Here is a 22,900-nt window from a genome sequence, read left to right as displayed (position 1 = left end):
GACTAAAGTGAATTAAATTACCCAATTCACCGATTATGCTATTTAACAAAAACTAAATCACCGTTATTATCTTCTCAATTTCGGATCTAATGCATCACGTAAACCATCACCTAATAGGTTAAAGGATAACATAGTCAAACTGATACAGATAGCCGGAATAAACAACTGGGAAGGATACATCTGGAACACTTGGCTACCATCACTTGCTAAAGTACCCCAGCTTGCATGTGGAACCGGAACACCCAGACCGATGTAGCTTAGGAATGCCTCTGTAAAGATTACAGAAGGAATCGCCAGCGTAATATTTACGATAACTACACTCAAGGTATTCGGAAGCAAATGCTTCGCGATAATTCTTGACGGTTTCGCACCCATAACTTTCGCTGCAACAACAAAGTCATGTTGCTTTAATGTCATGATCTGACCACGAACCAGACGGGCCATACCTGTCCACCCCACCGTGGCGTAAGCAATTACCATAGTTAACACACCGGGAGGAAGCACCATCATTAACAGAATAACAATAATCAGATAAGGAATACCGTTAATAATCTCTATAATTCTCATCATGATATTATCTACTGAACCACCAATGTAGCCGGATATACCACCGTATATTACGCCAATTAAAAAGTTGATAAATACCGCTGCAAAAGCGATACCTAGAGATACTCTCGCACCATCCCAAAGTCTCGTGAAGATATCACGACCTAAGGTATCGGTACCAAATATATGAAGATGTCCGTCGGTCGCATCCTTAAAACCAATTGGAGCGTCCGTGTGTGATAAATGCTGTTCACTCATGGTATAAGGAGAGAACATTGGAATAAAAATACTACACAGCGTGATAATGACGATAATTGCTAAACATACCATCGCTGCCTTATTTTTAGAAAGACGAACCATTGCATCTTTCCAATAGCTTGTGATAGGTCGGCGAATTGTCTCGCTCTCACCTGTTTTTGCGCCAACCAATTCAAATTGACTTTTATCTATGCTACTCATATCATCACTCCTTTACATCCTCAAGCTTAACACGAGGATCAATAAAACCATAAGCCAGATCCACAATTAAGTTGGCAATAACTAAAAAGGCACCATAAAACAAAGTTGTTCCTGCGATCATGGTATAATCCTGAGTCTTAATACTTAATACGAAGAATTTACCCATACCCGGAATACCGAAGATATTTTCAACTACGAACGCACCGGTAAGTACGGTAGCTGCAATTGGTCCAAGAACTGTAATGACAGGCATAATAGCATTACGAACCGCATGTTTCCAAACTATTTTCGTTTGGGAAAGTCCCTTAGATTTAGCAGTTTTAATATAATCTTGTCCTAATACATCAAGCATACTGGTTCTCATCAAACGTGAGATTGTTGCTAAGGAAGCAAAGCTTAATGCAAAGGATGGTAATATTGTACTGGAGAATGTATTCCACCCTGTAATTGGGAAGAAACGAACTCCCGTAGCCATAAATAATTTTAATCCTAAGAAGTACTGTAATAATGAACCGATGATAAAACTAGGTACGGACACACCGATAACTGCAAGAAGCATGGACATAGTATCCCACTTTGTACCTCTTTTTACCGCTGCTACAATTCCGAGTAACACACCAGTAATTGTTGCAAATATTAATGATCTCATTCCCAAGTCGAATGAATAAGGAAAGGCCTGAATGATAACATCAGTTACAGGTCGATTGTAATGAATAGAAAGACCTAAATCTCCTTTTAAAACATTACCAATATACATAAATAATTGAATAATTAAAGGCTTATCAAGACCATACTTTGCATTTAATGCTTTCATGGTTGTTTCGGGAATTGCTTTCTCTCCTATAAAAGGATCACCCGGTAATAAACGCATCATAAAGAAGGTCAATGAAACTAATACAAATAAAGTTAATACAGCATAAAATATACGTTTTACAATATATTTAAACACGTTCACTTCTCCTCTCAAAACTATTTTTCTTTATCAGAATATATGAGGTAAAGAAATAACCTCTGGACTAAGAATTAACATCCTATAATGCTTTTCCAGAAAGTTTCTTTCATATGACACTTTAAATTACTAAAGCATCCGACTGTAGAAGCCATCTGGAAAAGTAGCATAGGATGGCAATTCTAAACAAGTAAATTAATTACAATTTACTTCACTAGCCTTTACTTTTATTACAAAAGTGAGGTGCAGGTTTTAGCCCGCACCGTCACTTCTATTTATATAATTATAACTTATTATTTAGATAACTTTACATTTCTGAAGTTCATATCCTGGAATGCTGTTCTGACAACACCGGAAGCAATCTTACCACTTACTACATAATCTCTGGATCTCCAGTAAATTGGGCCAATTGGAAGATCATTCATTAATGTCTTCTCAAGATCTAGTAAATATCCAGAACGTGTATCTTTATTTAACTCTGCACGAGCTTTGTTAAGTAACTCATCGTATGCTGGATTAGTATAGCTTGTATGATTGTTACCGTTACCGGTCTGGAACATATCAAGGAATGTCATCGGATCGTTGTAATCAGGACCCCAGCCAGCGAATACGATTGAGAAATCTTTATTGGACATTCTCTCAATTCTACTCTTGAAAGGCATGGATTCTACTTTAATTGTAACGCCAAGGTTTTTCTTTAACTGTTCCTGAACAAATGCAGCATTTTTAACTGCTACGTCAGTATCATCTGTAATCATAGTAAGTTCTACTTTGTCAGTACCAAGTTCTTGAAGTGCTTTTGCATAGAGTTCTTTTGCCTTAGCAATATCAACAACTGGAACTAACTTTCCAGCTTTTTCTGCAAAACTCTTCTCGTTATCTTTGATAATCGGTGGTGTAAAGGAAGTTGCAGCTTTAGAAGTATTTTTAACAATACTATCTACAAATGCTTGTTTATCAATAGCATATGTTAATGCTTTACGAAGATTTGCATTCTGTAACTGTTTGTCTTTTAAGTTATACTCAAGGTAGAAGCAAGAACCGTCATCAAAAGAATTAACTGGGTAATTCTCACCATTCAAAAGTTTTACCTGATCTCCGGAGATACCAGTGATATCTACCTCACCAGCTTTAAATGCATTAAGAGATGCATTTGTATCATTGATCATAACCATTGTGATTTTATCAAGAGCGATTTTATCTTTATCCGGAAAATCCGTATTTTTCTCAAGTACAAGTTTGCTTTCATGTTCCCAAGAAGTAATTTTGAAAGGTCCGTTGTATACCATCTTGTCTGCATCTGTACCGTACTTTGTACCAAACTGTTTGTAAGCTTTTTCATTTAACGGTGCAAATACACCAAAAGCTAAAGTATTGATGAAGTAAGGAGCAGGATTTTCAAGAGTTACCTCTAATTTATAGTCAGAGAGTGCTTTAAAACCAAGTTTTGAAGCATCTACTTTACCTTCATTGAAAGCTTGTCCATTCTTGAACATATAACCAAAATATGCATAGTCAGATGCAAAAGAAGGAGTTAAGAGTGATGTCCAAGCAAATACAAAGTCTTTTGCTGTAACAGGTTCTCCGTTTGTCCATTTCATATCATCACGGAGATTAAAGGTATATACAAGACCGTCTTTACTTACTGTCCAGTCTTTTGCTACACCCGGAACAACGCTGTCCTTTTCGTCTAACTCTACAAGATTCTCAAGTACGTGACGATTAACGGAAAGGGAAGTTGTGTCAGTTGATGTTACTGAGAATAACTGTGGTGGTTCTGATGTAATATTTACGGTTATTGCTTTGTCCTCTGCTGTGCCTGGATAAGCACTAGTGTCGGTGTTGTTGCTTGGTTTGTTTGTGATGTTTTCTGTTTGACTTGGTTTTGATCCACATGCAGTAAAGATAGATGCTGTCATAGCTACTACAAGAGATACGGCAATTAATTTCTTTAATTTCATATTTATCCTCCTCATAAATTTTGTAGAGATACTTGGACTCCAAGCACTCCCGTTGCTAAATGCATATACACCATGATATACAATGAATGATAAATAGTCAATAATGATACTTTTTCCATTATGTCCTACATATTGTAAAAAGTATCATATATTACCATATTTGTAAAATTTTATGTTATTAAAAGGTTTTATTTTTTACAATATTGCTATTGCAATTTTTATCCATTGTAATTTTTGTATAATCATTAGAATCCTCCCCTTAAATTTCTTGTTAGTTTTTCACAATTTTCCTTTCATTTATATTATCTGATTGATCTTCAAAATTATAACTGGAAGATGTAAATGGGAATTAAATTATTATTTTAAAAAATAATCCAAATTAAATATACAAGTTCTCTTAAACCACCTAAAAAAGCACAATTTTTAGCTAATTTCATATAATATCGCATAAAGGAGTGAAGTATATGTCCCAACGATTTGAAATCGGAATTTTTGGCGGAGATCAGAGACAGGTATATATGGCCTCAACGTTTCTACAGGAAGGTTACCGTGTATATACCTACCGTATTGCTCAGCCGATCAAGCATGAAAATTGTATTTCGCTATCTAGCTTGAGTGAATTATTTGACCAATGCAATATATTGATTGGTCCAATTCCATTAACGAGAGATTTGGTCTCAATAGCTTCCACTGCTACTTCTGAGCTCACAACTAACAATTTGGCTAGTTTATTAAAAAAAGATCATTATCTAATCGGAGGAATGATTCCTTCCGCGTTAACCGGAGTTTGTTCAAACAAAGGAATTGATTACTACGACCTAATGAAAAATGAAAAAATTGCAATTCTCAATGCGATTGCAACGGCAGAAGGAACGATTATGGAGGCCATTCAGACAAGTGATCAAAATCTGCACGGTAGCACTTGTCTTGTACTCGGATATGGAAGATGTGCCAAAGTCTTAGCCTCAAAATTAAAAGCATTAGACCTTGCTGTTACTATAGCCGCAAGATCTGAAGAAGCACTCGCCTATGCCGAAGCAGCCGGCCTTAAGACGATCCATTTATCAAAAATGCACACTGTTTTACCATTCTGTGATTTTATCTTCAATACAATTCCAGCTCTTATTCTAGATCAGGATGCTTTAGATCTTGTAAATGCACATGTTACCATCATTGATATCGCATCAGCACCGGGCGGTGTTGATTATGAGTATGCGATGCAAAAAAACTTAAGAGCGAAATTATGTCTTGGATTACCCGGCAAGGTAGCCCCCAGAACCTCAGCAGATATATTAGTAAACGAAATAATTGGGTTAATAAAAGAAAGAAGTGATTAAATGACTGTTAGCGGTAAGAACGTCGGGATTGCTTTTACAGGATCCTATTGTACCTTTGATAAAATATTTCCTGAGATTGAGCGACTGTTATCCGAAAAAGCAAATGTCTTCACAATCTTTTCTGAACGCTCTCAAGTAACTGATACAAGGTTTGGTAAGGCCGCGGATTTTTTAAAAAGAGCAGAAGAAATGACGGGTAACAAGCCTATAACAACGATTGTTGAAGCAGAACCTCTAGGCCCTGGCAATAAGCTAGATATCATAGCAATTGCCCCATGCACCGGAAACTCAATTGCAAAGATGGCGAATGCCATTAACGATTCCACCGTATTAATGGCTGCAAAAGCATTATTGAGAAATGGCAAGCCAATCGTTGTAGGCGTATCCACTAATGATGCATTGAGTAATAATTTAAAGAATATCGGTATGTTATTAAATAGTAAGAACGTCTATTTTATTCCGTTTGGCCAAGATAATTATAAGGGCAAACCAAACTCTATGGTAGCTCATTTTGATTTATTGCTTCCTACCATCGAAGAAGCACTGGAAGGACGACAGCTACAGCCTCTCATATTAGCACCCCAGTAGTATTTATTCATAAAGAAGAAAGCAAGGGGGATATCGGCACGAATTATTTCATAATCACAGACAAGGAAGTCTGTGCATTTAGGTTCCATTCCTAGGAAATGATTATCGATGATATCCCTCATTATTCATATAACCGCTCTCACCATATAGTCCGGTCCATGAAACTCTAACATATCGCTGTACCGGGCAGCACGCTGATATTGGTACTTAATAATGATTATGTGCATTAGCACAAAAAGGAGGATTTATGTGTGGAATAACTGGTTTTTGTAACATAAAAGCAGACTACATCAAGGAGGATCGAAAATGGTATCAGGTCTTGAACAACATGAAGCAATCTTTAATACATCGCGGTCCGGATGCAGAGGGAGAGATACTAACCGCACAAGCAGGTTTAGCACATAGAAGACTATCCATTATTGATTTAAGCCGAGGTAGCCAACCAATGACCAGAGAGAAATTCGGCTGTTCCTATACCATCGTATATAACGGCGAGCTATATAACACAGCAGAACTTCGAAATAACCTGATAAATATGGGTTACCTGTTTAAAACCCACTGTGATACGGAGGTCATCCTGGTCGGATACATGGCCTTAGGTATTGAGTTCGTCAAGGAAATGAACGGTATCTTTTCCTTTGCCATCTGGGATGATAACTCCAGAACACTCTGCCTCGTACGCGATCGGCTTGGCGTAAAACCCTTATTCTATACCGTATTCGAGGATACGTTACTGTTTGCTTCCGAGATCAAAGCTCTCTTTCAATTCCCCGGCTTCAAGCCCCGCGTTGATGGTGAGGGACTCTGTGAAGTGTTCGGTCTGGGGCCTGCAAAGACTTATGGAAAAGGTGTCTTTAAGGATGTGAAAGAGGTACTTCCGGGTAACTTTATTTTGTATAACGATTATGGTCTGCGCCATGAAGCTTACTGGAAATTAGAAAGCGCCCCTCATACTGATACCTTTAAAGAAAGTGTTGAAAAAACCTCCTTCCTCCTTCAGGATGCCGTCAAACGCCAGATGATCTCCGACATCCCGATCTGCACCTTCCTATCCGGCGGTGTAGACAGTAGCCTGGTAACCGCTATCTGTGCAAATGAATTAAAGAAAGAAAACAAACAAATCGAAACTTTTTCATTCGATTTTGTTGATAATGATAAGAATTTTAAGTCAAATTCCTTCCAACCTTCACAAGACCGCCCATTTGTTGATATCATGAAGGAACATGTAAACAGTATACATCACTATCTGGAATGTGATAATCTCGACCTAGCTGATAACCTGTATCATGCCGTTAACGCCCGTGATCTTCCTTGCATGGCGGACGTGGAATCTTCCTTAATCTATTTCTGCAAAAAGGTCTCCTCTCAAATCAAGGTTGCACTGACCGGTGAGTGTGCGGATGAAATCTTCGGCGGTTATCCATGGTTTCATAACCCTGATATTATGTCAACCCATGCATTCCCTTGGTCAAGAAACCTGGATACCAGAAAGCAACTCCTCTCGGATGATGTGCTCTCCTCTATCGATATCGACGGCTATGTCCTTGCAACTTATGAAAAATCAATCAGTGAAACGCCCCGGTTAATCGGAGAGAACCCGATAGAGGCAAGACGAAGAGAGATTGCTTATCTGAATCTCAAGTGGTTCATGGTTACACTTCTTGATCGTATGGATCGGTGCAGCATGTATTCCGGTCTGGAAGCCCGAGTACCATTTGCCGATCATCGTATCATTGAATATGTATGGAATGTTCCATGGGAGATGAAGTGCCCAAACGGCATGGTGAAGGGTTTACTGCGTGAAGCAGGACGTGGATTGGTACCGGATGAAATTCTGTTCCGTCGCAAGAGCCCTTACCCGAAGACCTACAACCCGGAATACGAAAAGCTCCTCGGTAATCGCCTTCTCGATGTGTTAACCGAGCCGAATGCACCGATTAAGCCACTCGTGGATGTAAAGAAAATAAAAGCATTCCTCTCCTCCCCTTCCGACTACGGCAAACCTTGGTATGGCCAGCTGATGGCAGGGCCACAGCTCATCGCATACCTATTGCAGATTAACTATTGGTTGGAGAAATATCATATTGAGCTGGTTTAGGTATAATTCAAAAACAGTTCAAAGGTATCGTTGAATAAGAGATAGTTTGATTAAGGGACAGTTTCCGACTCCCTCCACTTTCAGAAGATGTTGGAGTGAGCAGGGAACTGTCCCGATTTAGGTTACTATTTCTGGACTTCTTTTTCTCAAGGTTCTTTTCTAATCAGCTTGAATATACCCATAGCCTAGTTTTAGCTGTTATTTTTTAATCTGAAGCTACCAAGATGCTATTTACATATCTTGGATGGATTTCTTACGTTTCTTTGCTATCAAAAAAGACTTAACATATTTTAGTATTTATAGTAAAATAGTGGTATCTATTTGGTTCATATTTAAACCGTATTTAAATCGTGTTACTAAACAGCAACGATGGAATTTTAATAGCGGTGAGCACTAATGCTCTGATTTTGTCAAATTATTACCTATATGTGTTTACGTATTGCTTTAAGTATACTTTTAATATGGTAGTTTTTATATTCTATGTATATGCTGCCTTTATAACATTATATTGAGTTAATTTGTCAAAAGATATAAAAAACAGGAATATCAAGAGGGTTATTTATGATGAGTATAGAAGGAACAAATGAAAATTCAATAGAAAGTGACAATTCTTTCTCCCCTAATGAAAAAAACAAAAAGAAGAAATGTCTCAAAATAATAATTATATTAGTAGGAGCCTTTTTAGCCATAATAACGATTGGTATACTTATATCAAGTAATATGATGTGTGATAGCGGAGGTGGTTATTTAGGAATCGATGGGGTTTTTATTGATAATGCATACTATCGGTCAGGTAGCTACAATATGGATCTTCAAGTTAGATATCCAAATATAAAAGATAATGTTTTACCAAGTGATGTCGGAGACTTTATATGCAAGGCTGATAAATACTTAGCTTTATATGGATGTGAGCATGTATTATGCAATAAAATAAAATCCCCAGAGCCTAGTAAAAATTTCAAGCCTTCTATATACCGTTATACAAAATGTTCAAATAATGAAATATATATTATGAAAGATAATGTAGACAAATACCATTTTATACATTTCGCCTACTTCTCCGCACTTGAAGAAAAAGAGATTACTATAAAACCCGAATCATTATTCCATATTTATGGATTATCTAGCTTAAATCAAATTAAAAGTATAGATTGGTTAAAAGACTTAACGCAAGATGCTCAGTATTTAGAAAATGTCGAGAAGAAAGTTACTGATGCAAAACTAATTACCACTTTTTATAATGAATTCAAATCATTAACCGGAATTAGTGAAGAAGCAGTAACTAAAAACGTACGTAATGGCCATGTTTTTTGTGTTACTCTGGATAATGATATACATATTAATTTTTACTATTATAAAAGCGGATATCTATATGATACTTACGGGGCATATTATAAAATTTCTAACGAACTAAATGAATTATTAGAGGTATCAATAGCTAATTAGTTTTAATCATGGTAATCCAGAATCCAATGTGGAGAAAGCCGGCAACTGTCTCAATTTATTTCATATCATGAAAGATGGTCGAGGGGATGTTGCAACATCCCCTCGACTTTAATTTACGCTCTCTTCTTTACTGGATAGCATACCTCGGTTACTAATTCATTCGCATCCTGTGTCTGGGCAGGGCTTACATGATAGATGCAAAACATCGCTCCGTTAAACTCATAGCCGTTATCACTAACCCAATTCGCAACGGCTTGGTTTACTGCAGTGAGTTGCTCATAGCTGCCTTTGTAGGTTGCAGACGCAATCTCAATCTCAGAAACAGTCTTAAAGATAACATTCTCTGTGTTAGGATATTCACCCTTTACACTGATTTGAATCTCAACATCAACATCGCTTTCTTTATACCCTTCATCATAGAATACTGCCATACTTAAGCAGTTATCCGCCGGTTGCATATGAATCGGTGCTGTTTCACTCATTAGAATATTCCACAGCATCCCTTCCTGATTATAGCCAGGGATAACCTTTCTCACACTTGCAACATATCTCTCCGGTATCGTCTTTAAAATTACATTATAATTCATAGCCATATCATCCTCTCTCAGCCTATTAATGGCTGTTTCAAGGAGAAGTAAACGCTGTTTGATATCCTCGGCCTCGGCCTGTACCTCAGCTTGCTTCACTGATAGAAATTGCGACAAAGCCTTCGGATCATGGTAGCTACTTAATATCTCTCTGATTGTCGCCAGACTAAACCCCATGCCCTTCAATGACATAATCCTAGCAGCCACAGCTAGCTGATCTTCATTATAATAGCGGTAGCTGGTAAAATCATCAATATGGCTTGGTACCAAAAGTCCAATCTCATCATAATGCCTTAACATACGAATACTTATCCTTGATAATTTTGAAAAATCACCAATCTTTAACATTGTATTTCTCCTCACATATATGTGTTGTTTGAGCTCATCTTTACTATAGAGTATACCATAATGTGAGAGTCAAGGATAAGTTGAGATTTATTATTTAAATTATATCAACATAAACCCAAGTATATCTAGAACTTAGATTTTTCATAATTAAATGGGACACTTGTACCAATAACGACATCTTCTATTTTTTCAACGATTAACCAGTCATCCATATTTCCCTGATGATCAAAAGCTAGCGGTTCAATCTCTTTTACATCCTCAAACTCCACAAGACACATACATTTTTTATGCCAACGTTCTTGTTGTTTTTTAGATAGGTTCAGTTTTGGTTGATTTTCTTCCAAAACTTTATTTATCTCTTCTTCTGTAAGTTTTACATAATTTTGAACTGATTTCACCGTCGCAGTTGCTGATATCTTTGCTGTCCCCTTTTTTATAAAATACAATAGCTCCCCATCGAACACTCTGCTATGAGGAATTTTCCGACCGGCTGCTGCCCTGATAATCATTGTTTTCGAGCCATCTAAAATTTTCTCCAATACCTTTTCCTTGTCATCACAGTAAACCAAATGCACCATAATTAGTTCTCCTTTTTTCTTACCGGAATCCATACTTCATACTTTGAATTCTCCAGATCGGCATTCAAATAAACCTCAATATCCGGTGCTTCCCCATATTCATAACCTGAAGTTGGTAACCATTCTGTTACTATTCTTTTCTCTAGTTCCTGTATCGACTGACTCTTCCCTTCACCAGGAAAGATTGCCCACAAAGAGGCTGGGACGATATATTCCTCAAGATTATCCTGTAATGACTGGCTGCTTGAGACCGCAATATAATATCTCCAGTTATCTTCCTCATTACAAGAGCTTACTCCTAACAGCCCCATAGGCATTTCATTTATCATACCGGCAAATTTTGCTATGGTGCCATTCATCGTCGCGTCATACCACATACGCGGTACAATTTCAAAATTCTTCTCAATTTCCTTTTCTAACGGTTGTGATATACCAATTGTTCGAAATGCATCCTTTTGCTCAATCCTGTAATTCAACTCACTATCACCTCTTATTATAATCTTGAAGCTGATTGGAGGAAATGCTTTTATCACCGCACCGTCTTCTTTTACCTGCGAAGGAGCAATCCCATGTACACTTTTAAAAGCTCGATTAAATGCTGTGGGCGAATTGTAACCATATTTCAGAGAAACATCGATCACACGTTCCTTACCGCTTTGCAAATCGACTGCTGCCAATGACATTTTCCTACGACGTATGTACTCTGATAATGTGGTATCTGCCATGTAGGAGAACATTCTTTGAAAATGGTAGGTAGAGCAGCACGCAATCCTCGCAACCTCATCCATATCAATTGTTTCTCTAATATTCTCTTCCATGTAATTAACTGCACTATTTAATCGTTCTATCCACTCCATATCAATATCTCCTAATCATAAAATAGTTTATTTCAAACAAGTTTACCTCTCTTTTTTTGCACAATTTAAAGAGCCAATCAAAGAGTTTTAATATTTCTTTTGAAAATAAAGAATTAAATACATCTGAACATTGACTCCGATAAAGGATGCGATTGAAATAATTATTGCAGCCCTCGTATCTCCCAATAGAATTAAAATAGCTTCAACAACAAACAGAAGAACCACTATGACAGGTATTGTTAGTTCTGCTGCTTTTCTGCGAATCATGATATTTCTCTCATCCTGTTCTTCAATTACTAATTCTTCATTACTATTCACATGATACTTCATATATAAGACCATACACCCTATGGCAAGCAACAAGAAGATTACTCCCAAACCACCCAACAAAATAACAACAAGCCGGGACAGCCCAAATTCTAGTTTATCATTGAATGATCCTATGCCTAATAGTAACAATCCAAGTATATACATAACAATCGAACTACTCATATAAAACATTTTCTTATTCTTATTTGCCTTACTCATAATCTTCCTCCTCATAAATGAATATCTCCTCAATATCCAAATCAAAAAACTTCGCAATACGAAATGCTAGTTCCAGGGATGGATTATATTTTCCCTTCTCTAGCGAGATAATCGTTTGTCTCGATACCTTCATCAATTTTCCGAACTGCTCTTGGCTTAATTCTTTTTCTTTTCTTAACTTTTCTAACTTATTTTTCATATATTACTCCTGTAAAGGTTCCTTTACACTTATGATTATTTTTTTGCACACTCTCTCAAGTGTGCAAATGTAAGAACTAGTTTATTTTATATTATATGATATGATATTGTTTGTCAAGTTTCCTTTACATATATAAAATAGAGATAAATTGTGTGCATAATCCACTATAGAGTTCTGTACAGAAATAATTCAAGCTCAGATATTGCCAGTGGCTTTCCCTACTATACCACCAACCTACACTCTCTCGTCTCAAACGTCCTTTGTCCATCAAAGCTGGTATAGCTTCCGTCCTTCACATAACGAAAGCCCACCTTCTCCATCACTTTACCAGAAGCAATGTTCTCCTTGGCATGACAACAGAACAACTCTTTCTGTTTTAGCTCTTCCTTAGCAAATCGCACCATTTCAGCTGCTGCCTCGGTTGTGAGTCCCTGGTTCCAGTACTTCTTCATCAGGTTATACCCTACTTCAAAACAATTATGGACTTCTTTCCAATATAGGCCACCGGAACCGATTAACATTCCGCTCTCCTTTAACACAAATCCCCAATCATAGGCCATATTATCGGCAATGTTTTCTTCTACCGCTTTTAACCATTCTTTGGTTACATCAACGGAGGTATGTAGGTTCCAACGCATGTATTTTGCTACGTCAGGGTCGGTTGCCCAATTTTTATAAATTGCATCTGCATCGGATAAAGACAGTGGACGTAATATCAATCGCTCTGTTTCTAATATCGGTGTTCTCATATTCCTAGATCCTCCCACTTTAATGTATTCATTTACACGTTCTATCAGTTTGGGTTGTATATCCGGATAAGTCCAGTTATTCGGTAACTCATCAAGTAGGTGTATTCGTTCCATCTCCATGTCTGGTAATTCATCAAAACTCTCAATCTCACCATAATAGAGCATGCCGTAAGACTCCTCATGCTGATCAGTTGATTGATCCTTACGGATTACGGAATATACGCATATCTGCTCCAATGTGTATTCATAAGCTCCGGTCTCTTCGTATAGTTCACGCCTTGCACAGGATAAGATATCTTCCCCCTCTTCCCTATGTCCGCCCGGACATTCCAAAGTATTCCGAAGTTTATGCTTGCATAGTACCCACTTATCATGATGTTTTGCAATAATGACTGCATACTTTAATAATTCATCTTTTAACGATTCATAGAATCCAACTTCTACCATGCTTCCCTCCCTATAGTTCGTAATGTCCATAGGTAATTTCTAATCTTATTATTTTAAAAAGTATGCTGAATAGGTACTATATTCGTCATAGAAAGATCAACCTCAGGCTTAACATCTATTTCAAATAGTATCAACTCAGCATAACCTTTATCTAACATTACATCTTTCTAACATTACATCTTTCTAACATTACTTATTTTGATATTACTTTACTTAATATCATTAATTTCTAACATTCCATCCAACTAACATAAGACCAAATCTTTATTAAGTTGAACTATCGTTACTTTTATTAAGATCTACTTACAGACCGCATCAAGCTCCTTCTGCAGACTATCCAGGTCTTCTCTTATACTCAACTTCTGAGGGCAGTGCTCCTCACATGCACCACAACTAATACAGTTCTTTGCTTTTGCCTCATCGTTGATATCATTTTTCCAAAACCAACTTGTATGATGAGGGTTTTTGTATATGCCATACTCATTCCAGATACCGAAGTTCTTCGGAATATCTACTCCTGCAGGGCAAGGCATGCAATAGGAACACGCGGTACAACCGTTCTTTACTCTGTTTTTCAAAGTAGACACGACCGCCTCAACCGCCTCGTGCTCTTTATCATTTAATTCTTCAAATTGATCAAATGTTTCAATATTACCTATTACTTGTTTCTTATTGGACATTCCACTTAGGATAACTTTGACATTTGGCATAGAGCCCACCCAACGAAGCGCCCAGGAAGCCTCACTACGATCCGCATCAATCGCTTTAAAATGCTTCTTTACACTGGCTGGCAGATGTGCTAATGTGCCACCCTTAATCGGTTCCATGACGATTACCGGAACTCCCAGTTCTTCTGCAATCTTGTAACCCTTCATGCCTGCCTGAATATCAGTATCCATATAGTTTAATTGAATCTGACAGAAATCCCACTCCCTATGTCGGATGATGGTTTCAAAGGTTTCATACTCATCGTGAAAGGAAAAACCGAAGTATTTAATCTTTCCTTCTGTCTTGAGCTGGTCACAGAACTCCGGAACTCCCAGAGATACCATCTTTTCAAAACTCTCCTTATTCAGTGCATGCAGTAAGTAAAAATCGATGTACTCCACATCTAATCGTTGAAGCTGCTCTTCGAATAATCTTTTTGCATCCTCTACAGAATTCACAAGCCAACAGGGAAGTTTATCTGCGATGTAATAGGAAGCACGGTCGTATTTTTTCAATGCCTTCCCTGTGAACTCCTCACTTTTCTGATTATGATATACGTAAGCAGTATCGAAGTAATTTACTCCGCTCTTATAAGCCAGATCAACCATCTCTTCCGCTTTTTTATAATTTATCGTGTTATCCGGATTTACCGGCAATCTCATACAACCAAATCCTAATAACGATGCCTTGATTCCTAATTTGTCTAATTGTCTGAATTCCATGTCTATCCCTCCATGTTTCTCATTTTATGATTTTAGTTTATTATCATATCATACCACAATATTGTGTTATTTTTCCACAAAAAAGTAAAACCCTAGTATAAATCGCCTTATTAGGCAATGATGTTATACTCTGGGTTTTCCTTCTTCATAACAGCTATTTATATCATGTACTAAAATGAATATTCGTATAGTTTCTTATCTAATCATTACTTTTTGCAAATATTGAAGATACTTATCAATTTTCTTCGCCACCTTAGCTTTGATTGAGGTAACACCGATTCCCTTCCCTGTAACTACACCCTTCGAGGTTACGGTTGCGGTTTTCTTGTTACTAGATGACCAGGTTACCTTCTTGGTGGTTCCCACTACTCTTAAACTCATTGTTGATCCCACATTCAGTGTAATCACGCTTTTGTTTATCCTAACACTACTTGCTGCATTTGTGGTAATCGGATTGATAACAATATAAAAGAATAAAAATGCAGCTAATGCGAAACAACATACTTTTCGAATTAACAAAGCTTTCAGAACAAAAAAATTCGCCCTAAAGAAGGCTCAATACCCTTCTATAAGACGAATTCTCATTCTTCGTTATTCAATTATCAAATACTATTTCTCTGTATTCGGTTTTTCTAACTCAACGATTGCAGTCTTCTTCATTGGAATTCTACAGTTCTTGTTGTTACCGAATTCTACGATTACGATATCTTCCATAACATCAATTACTACGCCGTAGAAACCGCCGGATGTTACTACACTGTCACCTGCTGCCAAAGTGGAAATTAATGCTTGCATCTGTCTCTGCTGTTTCTTCTGAGGACGGATTAATAAGAAGTACATAACTACACCTAATAATGCTAATTCGCCTACAAGGATTAAAGCTGATGGGCCGCCTGCGCCTCCACTGGTTAAAAGTGAAAATAAATTATTCATGAAATTACCTCCTGAGATTTTACATTTCTATAAAAGTTGTTATTCGCTTAGTCTTCGCTTCTAACAAATCCTTCCAATTTTTGCTTCTTGTATTCCTGATAACGATGTTCACGAATCGCTGCTCTGATCTCTTCCATCATATTATTATAGAAGTACAGGTTGTGTAACACCAGTAAGCGCATTCCCAACATCTCCTTAGCCTTGAGCAAATGTCTGATATAAGCTCTACTATAGTGCTGGCATGCCGGACAACCGCAACCCTCTTCAACCGGTCTGCTGTCTAATTCGTATTTTGCATTCAGTAGATTCATTTTACCATAGTTTGTGTAAGCGTGTCCATGCCTTCCATTACGAGTTGGATAAACACAGTCAAAGAAGTCAACACCGCGATCTACTGCCTCCAGTATATTAGCAGGAGTACCAACCCCCATCAGATATACCGGTTTATTCAAAGGTAGGTACGGAACTGTTTCATCAATAATTCGATACATCTCATCGTGACTTTCACCTACCGCCAATCCGCCGAGTGCATATCCATCCAGATCCATCTCTGAGATTCTCTTCGCATGCTCGATACGGATATCTTCAAAAGTTCCACCTTGATTAATTCCAAATAACATCTGGTTCTTATTAATCGTGTCTTCCAGACCGTTCAGTCTGTCCATTTCCTTCTTGCAACGTTCCAGCCATCTGGTTGTACGATCAACGGAATTCTGCATATATTCTCTGGTTGCCGGATGTGGTGGGCACTCATCAAATGCCATCGCAATCGTGGATGCCAGATTAGATTGAATCTGCATGCTCTCCTCAGGCCCCATAAATATCTTACGACCGTCGATATGAGAACTAAAATATACACCCTCTTCTTTGATCTTACGTAATCCTGCCAGCGAAAACACCTGAAACCCGCCGGAATCTGTTAATATGGGTTTGTCCCAAACCATAAATTTATGAAGGCCGCCCATTTGCTTAACAATCTTATCTCCGGGTCTTACATGCAAATGATAGGTATTTGATAATTCTACTTGACTCTTTACCTGCTGTAAATCCACGGTTGAAACAGCACCCTTAATCGCTGCGGCAGTTCCCACATTCATAAACACAGGAGTTTGTATCGTTCCATGGACAGTTTCGAATTCACTACTTTTCGCTTTACCATCCTGTGCAATAATTCTGTACATAATTACTTCGTGCCTACTTTCTTTATTAGAGAGATTTGTAACTCATTCCTGATTTCAAGTTTTACAATTATTGCTTCTCCCTTATTTATAACAGTACAAGTATACCTTTAAACCCTAGTATTTTCAACAAAAATCTAATAACTTTATATACCTTTCATATCTTAGTCTAACTTCGTTCATATAATTGAGCAATAAAATTTAATTCTTATTTATTGCTTATTGTATCCACATATAAAAAAATATACAGAAATACGTATTCTTACAACATATCTTGCGAAATATCGTTGCATTATTTTGTCAATATTGGTAGAATGATTACGTTAGTATTGGTAAAAAATCAGCATTTTATCTATAATTCGGAGGTTAAAAATGTCAATAAAGAAATCATTACAAATCATATTGATCATATCATCTATGATACCTGTCATAGTTGTCTCCGTAATTGCACACCGAATCATTACTGACAAGTTAATTACAGAAAATAATGCTTATCTGCAGAGAACCGCTGATATGAACATGTCAGGCATCAGCTCGATGATAAATATACAAAAAACAGAGGTTTCATTATTATCACTTCATAACGATGTAATCAAAGCAGTGTTTGATAACCGTGTCACCGGCAATATGGCGCCACAATCCGTTAATACCTTATTAAGCATAAGAAAAAACAATTATCAGGGCAATGTATTAATCTCTCTTTATAATATTCAAGGAAAGGTAATCGCTAGTTCAACCCCCAGCCTGGTTGGAGCAAATAATAGCAATAATGTAACCTATGAATATATAAAGAAGCATAAATCCTTTGCTGTAGGGGTAAGCGGTCTTCAGCCGTATACAGTTGGTGATAAAACCAACTACACCATTGAGATAGGCTATCCCATTCTGGATAAAAAAACACACATGATTATTGGATGTGTGATAAGTACAATCTCCACCTCTTATTTTAATGATATTCTTACCTCTATAGAAATCGGTGATACCGGTATTGGTATTTTAACAAGTGAGGATGGTACAATTATCTATCATCCTAATTCCAAGCTGATTGGACATAAGTTAAAATCCTATAACACCTCACAGATGGTGAACAATTACAAATCCAATAAAAATAAATCTCATGCATCCTTCAGTCAATCGGAAAACACCAACGAGTCTGTCGGCTATAGTGTACTTTCCGGATTGAATCTTGTGCTTATTGTAAAACAAAATCTTGATGAAATCAGTTCTACCACTACCTTTATGTTTCAATTACTCTCCATCGTATGCTTGGTAATTCTGGCATTTATCGTATTTATTACGAGAAATTTTTCTAAAAGGTACACCGATCCTATCATCATGCTAAGGGATGCGATGCGCGTTGCCTCGGACGGAAATCTTACGGTACAATCTAATATCAAAGGTAATAATGAGCTTGGTGAACTTTCAAAGAATTTTAATAAAATGTTACATATCATAAAAAACAATTATGAGGATTTGGAATCCATGCACGAAGAACTGCTTTCGAACGAAGAGCAGTTACGATCAAATTATGATCACATTGAATTCCTTGCTTATCACGACACATTGACAAAACTACCGAACAAGCTGGCATTCCTTGATAATGTGAATGCTATTCTGGAGTCCTCCCATTTAACCGAATTAAGTCACGCTGTATATTTTGTGGATCTTGATAACTTTAAGACCGTTAATGATACACTTGGTCATGAATACGGGGATAAGTTGCTAGCAAAAACCGCTCAGATCCTCACTACTTTGCTTGGTTCCAGTGGTATGATTGCTAGAGCCGGTGGCGATGAATTCTTATTATTCAAAGAAGATGTTACGAGCCAAGAAGAGGCACATACTTTTGCCTGTCAGATTGTTAACCATTTCACAAATCCCTTAGATTTAAATGGAGAGGTTGTATATGTCTCTATGAGTATCGGGGTTGCACTTTATCCCGAGAATGGTAAAACCTCAAACGAACTGATTAAGAACGCCGACATTGCAATGTATAAGTCCAAAGATACCGGCAAAAACAAATGCACCTTATTTGATAAAACTATGGAAGATGAGCTAAACCGTAACACCCTCATTCTTGAGGTGTTACGTAATGCAATCGAAAATAATGAAATCTATGTTGAGTATCAACCCTTACTAAAACTATCCTCCAACAGCATAGTCGCTTATGAAGCTTTGATGAGAATTAATAGCGATCGTCTGGGTGGTATTATTAGCCCGAGTGAGTTCATTCCAATCGCGGAGGAAAGCGGAATTATTATCGAGTTAAGTGCTTGGTTATTAAGAGAGGTATGTTCCTTTAACAAACAACTGATAGATAGCGGAGCTACCCCAAGATATGTATCGGTTAATATCTCCTCCGTACAAATCAACCGCCCCGGATTTATCTCCGTGTTATCTGATATTCTAGAAGAAACACAGCTACCTCCACAGTATTTGGAGCTCGAGATTACCGAAAGCACTCTGGTATCCTCCATCATGGATGCCACTAAGTTATTACATAAACTACAGGATCTTGGTGTCAGAATTTCTCTGGATGATTTCGGAACAGGCTACTCCTCCTTGAATTATCTGACCAGCATGCCGATTAACACCTTAAAAATAGATAAATCATTTATCGATAATATTTGTAATAATAAAAAGGATTCCTTCATCGCACAATCCATCATTCAGTTGGCTCACAGCTTAGATATCTGTGTTGTTGCCGAAGGAGTTGAATACGATGACCAGCTAATTGCACTAAAAGAGATGCGTTGCGACATCCTCCAAGGCTTTATCTATAGTCGCCCAATCAGTGCATCCGCCTTGATTGATATCCTGCATGAGGATGATTTAATTACGCAGCGTTCTCTGTTCTGAAATTGATTAATAATATTACAAGTTATAGGTTATAAAGATATAGGTTATGAAAAAAGCGTAGGAATTATCATCCTTCAGAGACACGTTCTCACTCAATTATCGCACCAATGGAATGTTGCAAAGCAAATAATTTATTAGGAACAATGTTATTTGCCTCACACACAGGTTGGAAGAACAACATTCATTCATATTTTGTATTTCGCAGTCGTACATAATAGTACGCCTTCGAAAATACAAAATTATGAACAGTTGTCTTCCAAACAGTGCATTATGGCAATATAACATTATTCCTAATGAATTATTTTGCAACATTTTCCTAAGTGCTGACGGCGATAAATGGTCTATTCATTGATTGATAATTCCCGGGGGTTTTCTATTACTCTAACTTGATAACTTTCATAGATATACTTAATTTCAGTGTGTAGCGATTTATTCTGGTAATCGTTCATAGAGAAACGATTAAGGAGCAGGCGACACGGATGTCGCTCTGCTCCGACAGAATGTTTTAAGCTCCATACTGAAAGTTTAGTATTCCATGAAAGTTATAACCGGAAAGTGAAATAGATTACCCCGGTCAGCTCACCGTCCCTAAAAAGACCTTATCGGCTTTCACATTTATTCTCCTGCTTTACCTGCGCAGCCCAGGACATTTGTAAGTTTATGTTTTACAAGTGTTTTGATATTATTCCGTGCGGGGGTAAGATATTGTCTCGGATCAAAGTGATTTGGATTATTAGCAAAATGTTCTCTGACACCTGCTGTGAAAGCAAGTCGCAAATCGGAATCTATGTTGATCTTGCACACTGCCATCGTGGCAGCCTGTCTTAACATATCCTCCGGAATACCGATTGCATCATCTAACTTGCCACCATATTGATTAATGATATCCACATATTCTTTTGATACAGAGGATGCTCCGTGTAATACGATTGGATAATTCGGTAATCTTTTTTCCACCTCTTCTAGTATGTCAAAACGTAATTGTGGCTTTTGGCCGGGTTTGAATTTGAAAGCACCATGACTGGTTCCGATTGCAATTGCTAGGGAGTCCACACCGGTACGGGTTACGAACTCTTCCACTTCTTCCGGTCTTGTGTAGGAGGCATTTTCTGCGGATACATTTACATCATCTTCAATTCCCGCTAATTTCCCCAACTCTCCTTCTACTACACATCCATGTGCATGTGCATATTCTACCACCTTCTTTGTGAGTATGATGTTATCTTCAAAGCTATGCTTTGAACCATCGATCATAACGGATGTAAAACCACCGTCAATACAGGATTTACATATTTCAAAGTCATCCCCATGATCCAAATGAAGTGCAATCGGAAGATCCGTATCGATTAATGCCGCCTCCACTAATTTCACAAGATATGCATGTTTCGCATATTTTCTTGCACCTGCTGATACCTGTAATATAACAGGAGAATTCAACTCCTTCGCTGCCTCCGTAATACCCTGTATGATTTCCATGTTATTTACATTAAAAGCCCCAATTGCATACCCTCCTGCGTATGCTTTTTCAAACATCTCTTTCGTCGTAACAAATGGCATATTATCCTTCCCTTCTATGTAAATATTTTCCATATTATTATAACACAAATAAAAAGATTGAAAAGCCTTTTTCAAGAAACCTGTACATTATTTTATTTCCATGAATTATCATTATCACTCAACATCAGCTTTACATATAATGTATTAGCCAATTTATAGATCATTGTAAGTTGGAAAAGCCAATATTTAATCATAAATCAATTATAAGGAGCGATGTTAATGGTATCGATAAATGAGAATCATCGGCATGGGCATCATCATCACCATGATGGATGGCCACCGGGACCTCCCAGACCACCATACCCGCCTAAGCCTTTTCCACCAGGTCCCTACCCTCCGGGTCCTTATCCTCCCGGTCCTTATCCCCCAGGTCCATATCCGCCAGGACCTTATCCGCCTAGACCTTACCCTCCTGGGCCATACCCGCCTAGGCCATTCCCTCCAGGTCCTTATCCGCCTAGGCCTTTTCCACCTGGCCCTCCCAGACCTTATTAAGTACTTGTAGCTAGATAAATTATAATTATTGAAATCCAGATATAGAATCCGTTATTACAAGAGCTCCTACGAAACAGATTGTATTCTTTAATATGATCTGTTTTGCGGCGGCCCCTTGTCATACTCATAATTACAGTATAAAATTAATCTACAGTTTGTGTTTCAAATTCCTAACAAGTTACAATCTCCAATATACACAAGCTTATTTGCGAAAATTGTGAATAATTAATATACAGAAAGATGAGGATCATCATTATGGAACCTAAACGAATATCAGAATCCTTAACAGAACAAGTACAAATTATTATGCCCTCTCACAGTAATGGTGCGAACCGACTTTTCGGTGGACAACTGGTTGAATGGATTGATATTGTTGCCTCAGTTGTAGCACGCAGGCATTCAGGATGTAATGTTACTACTGCTGCCATCGATAATCTGCAGTTCAAGGCAGGTGCATATATGAATAATACTCTGGTTTTGATTGGACGAATGACCTACGTTGGCAAAACCTCTATGGAAATACGTGTGGATACCTATGTTGAAAATCTTGATGGAATGCGACAGGTTGTGAATCGTGCTTATCTGGTGATGGTGGCAATAGATGATATAGGGCATCCGGCTGAGGTACCCGGATTGTTGATTGAATCTGAATCCGAACGTGCCGAATGGGAAGCAGGTATTAAGAGGCGTTCCCTTCGAAGCGAACGACGCAAAGAAGGTTATTAGAATTCATAGGTCATGTCGAATTAGGAACAATTTCCTACTATTAGC

At 37.6% G+C, this 22,900-nt stretch carries 20 protein-coding genes; 6 read left to right on the top strand and 14 right to left on the bottom strand.

Features of this window, described 5'->3' with window-relative positions:
* Positions 1 to 66: 66 nt before the first annotated feature.
* The 3 genes from AC6IWN_RS01060 to AC6IWN_RS01050 all read right to left on the bottom strand — a co-directional run bounded on the left by AC6IWN_RS01060 (position 67) and on the right by AC6IWN_RS01050 (position 3,915).
* Entirely contained in the window at positions 67 to 1,005 is a 939-nt protein-coding gene (locus tag AC6IWN_RS01060) for an ABC transporter permease (protein ID WP_497990204.1), read from the bottom strand.
* Positions 1,006 to 1,009: 4 nt separating this feature from the next.
* Positions 1,010 to 1,954 (bottom strand): ABC transporter permease, encoded by a 945-nt coding sequence (locus AC6IWN_RS01055; protein ID WP_497990202.1) that lies wholly within the window; start codon positions 1,952 to 1,954, stop codon positions 1,010 to 1,012.
* Between the two features lie 293 nt (positions 1,955 to 2,247).
* On the bottom strand, positions 2,248 to 3,915 hold the full coding sequence (locus AC6IWN_RS01050; RefSeq protein WP_497990200.1) for a peptide ABC transporter substrate-binding protein: 1,668 nt from the start codon (positions 3,913 to 3,915) through the stop codon (positions 2,248 to 2,250).
* A gap of 464 nt (positions 3,916 to 4,379) precedes the next feature.
* Here AC6IWN_RS01050 and dpsA point away from each other — a divergent pair, with 464 nt between their 5' ends.
* From dpsA to AC6IWN_RS01030, 4 genes are all read left to right on the top strand, one after another.
* Positions 4,380 to 5,252 carry a dipicolinate synthase subunit DpsA gene (dpsA, locus tag AC6IWN_RS01045; RefSeq protein WP_497990199.1) on the top strand — a complete coding sequence of 291 codons (873 nt, stop codon included), beginning with the start codon at positions 4,380 to 4,382 and terminating at the stop codon, positions 5,250 to 5,252.
* Positions 5,253 to 5,840 (top strand): dipicolinate synthase subunit B, encoded by a 588-nt coding sequence (locus AC6IWN_RS01040; protein ID WP_497990197.1) that lies wholly within the window; start codon positions 5,253 to 5,255, stop codon positions 5,838 to 5,840. It begins immediately after the preceding gene.
* A 247-nt stretch (positions 5,841 to 6,087) separates the two neighbouring features.
* Positions 6,088 to 7,938 (top strand): asparagine synthase (glutamine-hydrolyzing), encoded by a 1,851-nt coding sequence (gene asnB / locus AC6IWN_RS01035; protein WP_497990195.1) that lies wholly within the window; start codon positions 6,088 to 6,090, stop codon positions 7,936 to 7,938.
* Positions 7,939 to 8,499: 561 nt separating this feature from the next.
* The gene (locus AC6IWN_RS01030) at positions 8,500 to 9,384 is read left to right on the top strand and encodes a hypothetical protein (RefSeq protein WP_497990193.1); all 885 of its coding nucleotides are present in this window, start codon (positions 8,500 to 8,502) and stop codon (positions 9,382 to 9,384) included.
* Positions 9,385 to 9,497: 113 nt separating this feature from the next.
* On the opposite strand, the gene AC6IWN_RS01025 is transcribed toward AC6IWN_RS01030, so the two are convergent.
* The 10 genes from AC6IWN_RS01025 to tgt form a co-directional block, all read right to left on the bottom strand.
* Entirely contained in the window at positions 9,498 to 10,319 is an 822-nt protein-coding gene (locus AC6IWN_RS01025; RefSeq protein ID WP_497990191.1) for a MerR family transcriptional regulator, read from the bottom strand.
* Between the two features lie 125 nt (positions 10,320 to 10,444).
* Entirely contained in the window at positions 10,445 to 10,897 is a 453-nt protein-coding gene (locus AC6IWN_RS01020) for a hypothetical protein (protein WP_497990189.1), read from the bottom strand.
* A 2-nt stretch (positions 10,898 to 10,899) separates the two neighbouring features.
* Positions 10,900 to 11,754, bottom strand: coding sequence for an AraC family transcriptional regulator (locus AC6IWN_RS01015; RefSeq protein WP_497990187.1), 855 nt, complete (start codon positions 11,752 to 11,754; stop codon positions 10,900 to 10,902).
* A gap of 87 nt (positions 11,755 to 11,841) precedes the next feature.
* Entirely contained in the window at positions 11,842 to 12,282 is a 441-nt protein-coding gene (locus tag AC6IWN_RS01010; protein WP_497990185.1) for a hypothetical protein, read from the bottom strand.
* Positions 12,275 to 12,481, bottom strand: coding sequence for a helix-turn-helix transcriptional regulator (locus AC6IWN_RS01005; RefSeq protein WP_497990183.1), 207 nt, complete (start codon positions 12,479 to 12,481; stop codon positions 12,275 to 12,277). The genes AC6IWN_RS01010 and AC6IWN_RS01005 overlap by 8 nt, the downstream gene beginning before the upstream one ends.
* Positions 12,482 to 12,702: 221 nt before the next feature.
* On the bottom strand, positions 12,703 to 13,677 hold the full coding sequence (locus tag AC6IWN_RS01000) for a GNAT family N-acetyltransferase (protein WP_497990181.1): 975 nt from the start codon (positions 13,675 to 13,677) through the stop codon (positions 12,703 to 12,705).
* A 299-nt stretch (positions 13,678 to 13,976) separates the two neighbouring features.
* The gene (locus tag AC6IWN_RS00995) at positions 13,977 to 15,107 is read right to left on the bottom strand and encodes an aldo/keto reductase (RefSeq protein WP_497990179.1); all 1,131 of its coding nucleotides are present in this window, start codon (positions 15,105 to 15,107) and stop codon (positions 13,977 to 13,979) included.
* A 195-nt stretch (positions 15,108 to 15,302) separates the two neighbouring features.
* Positions 15,303 to 15,626 carry an Ig-like domain-containing protein gene (locus AC6IWN_RS00990; RefSeq protein WP_497990177.1) on the bottom strand — a complete coding sequence of 108 codons (324 nt, stop codon included), beginning with the start codon at positions 15,624 to 15,626 and terminating at the stop codon, positions 15,303 to 15,305.
* Positions 15,627 to 15,716: 90 nt separating this feature from the next.
* The gene (gene yajC / locus AC6IWN_RS00985; protein WP_497990175.1) at positions 15,717 to 16,040 is read right to left on the bottom strand and encodes a preprotein translocase subunit YajC; all 324 of its coding nucleotides are present in this window, start codon (positions 16,038 to 16,040) and stop codon (positions 15,717 to 15,719) included.
* Between the two features lie 47 nt (positions 16,041 to 16,087).
* Positions 16,088 to 17,221, bottom strand: a complete 1,134-nt coding sequence (gene tgt / locus AC6IWN_RS00980; protein WP_497990173.1) for a tRNA guanosine(34) transglycosylase Tgt — start codon at positions 17,219 to 17,221, stop codon at positions 16,088 to 16,090.
* Positions 17,222 to 17,590: 369 nt separating this feature from the next.
* Between tgt and AC6IWN_RS00975 the strand changes: the two genes are divergently transcribed.
* Positions 17,591 to 20,077: a bifunctional diguanylate cyclase/phosphodiesterase gene (locus AC6IWN_RS00975; RefSeq protein WP_497990171.1), complete on the top strand. Its 2,487-nt coding sequence runs from the start codon at positions 17,591 to 17,593 to the stop codon at positions 20,075 to 20,077.
* 615 nt (positions 20,078 to 20,692) lie between these two features.
* Here AC6IWN_RS00975 and fba read toward each other — a convergent pair.
* Positions 20,693 to 21,634 (bottom strand): class II fructose-1,6-bisphosphate aldolase, encoded by a 942-nt coding sequence (gene fba / locus AC6IWN_RS00970; RefSeq protein ID WP_497990169.1) that lies wholly within the window; start codon positions 21,632 to 21,634, stop codon positions 20,693 to 20,695.
* Between the two features lie 750 nt (positions 21,635 to 22,384).
* Here fba and AC6IWN_RS00965 point away from each other — a divergent pair.
* Positions 22,385 to 22,855 (top strand): acyl-CoA thioesterase, encoded by a 471-nt coding sequence (locus AC6IWN_RS00965; RefSeq protein WP_497990168.1) that lies wholly within the window; start codon positions 22,385 to 22,387, stop codon positions 22,853 to 22,855.
* Positions 22,856 to 22,900 lie beyond the last annotated feature (45 nt).

This window comes from Variimorphobacter sp. HTMS_6, assembly GCF_059717775.1.
This window is presented reverse-complemented; position numbering and strand designations above follow the sequence as displayed.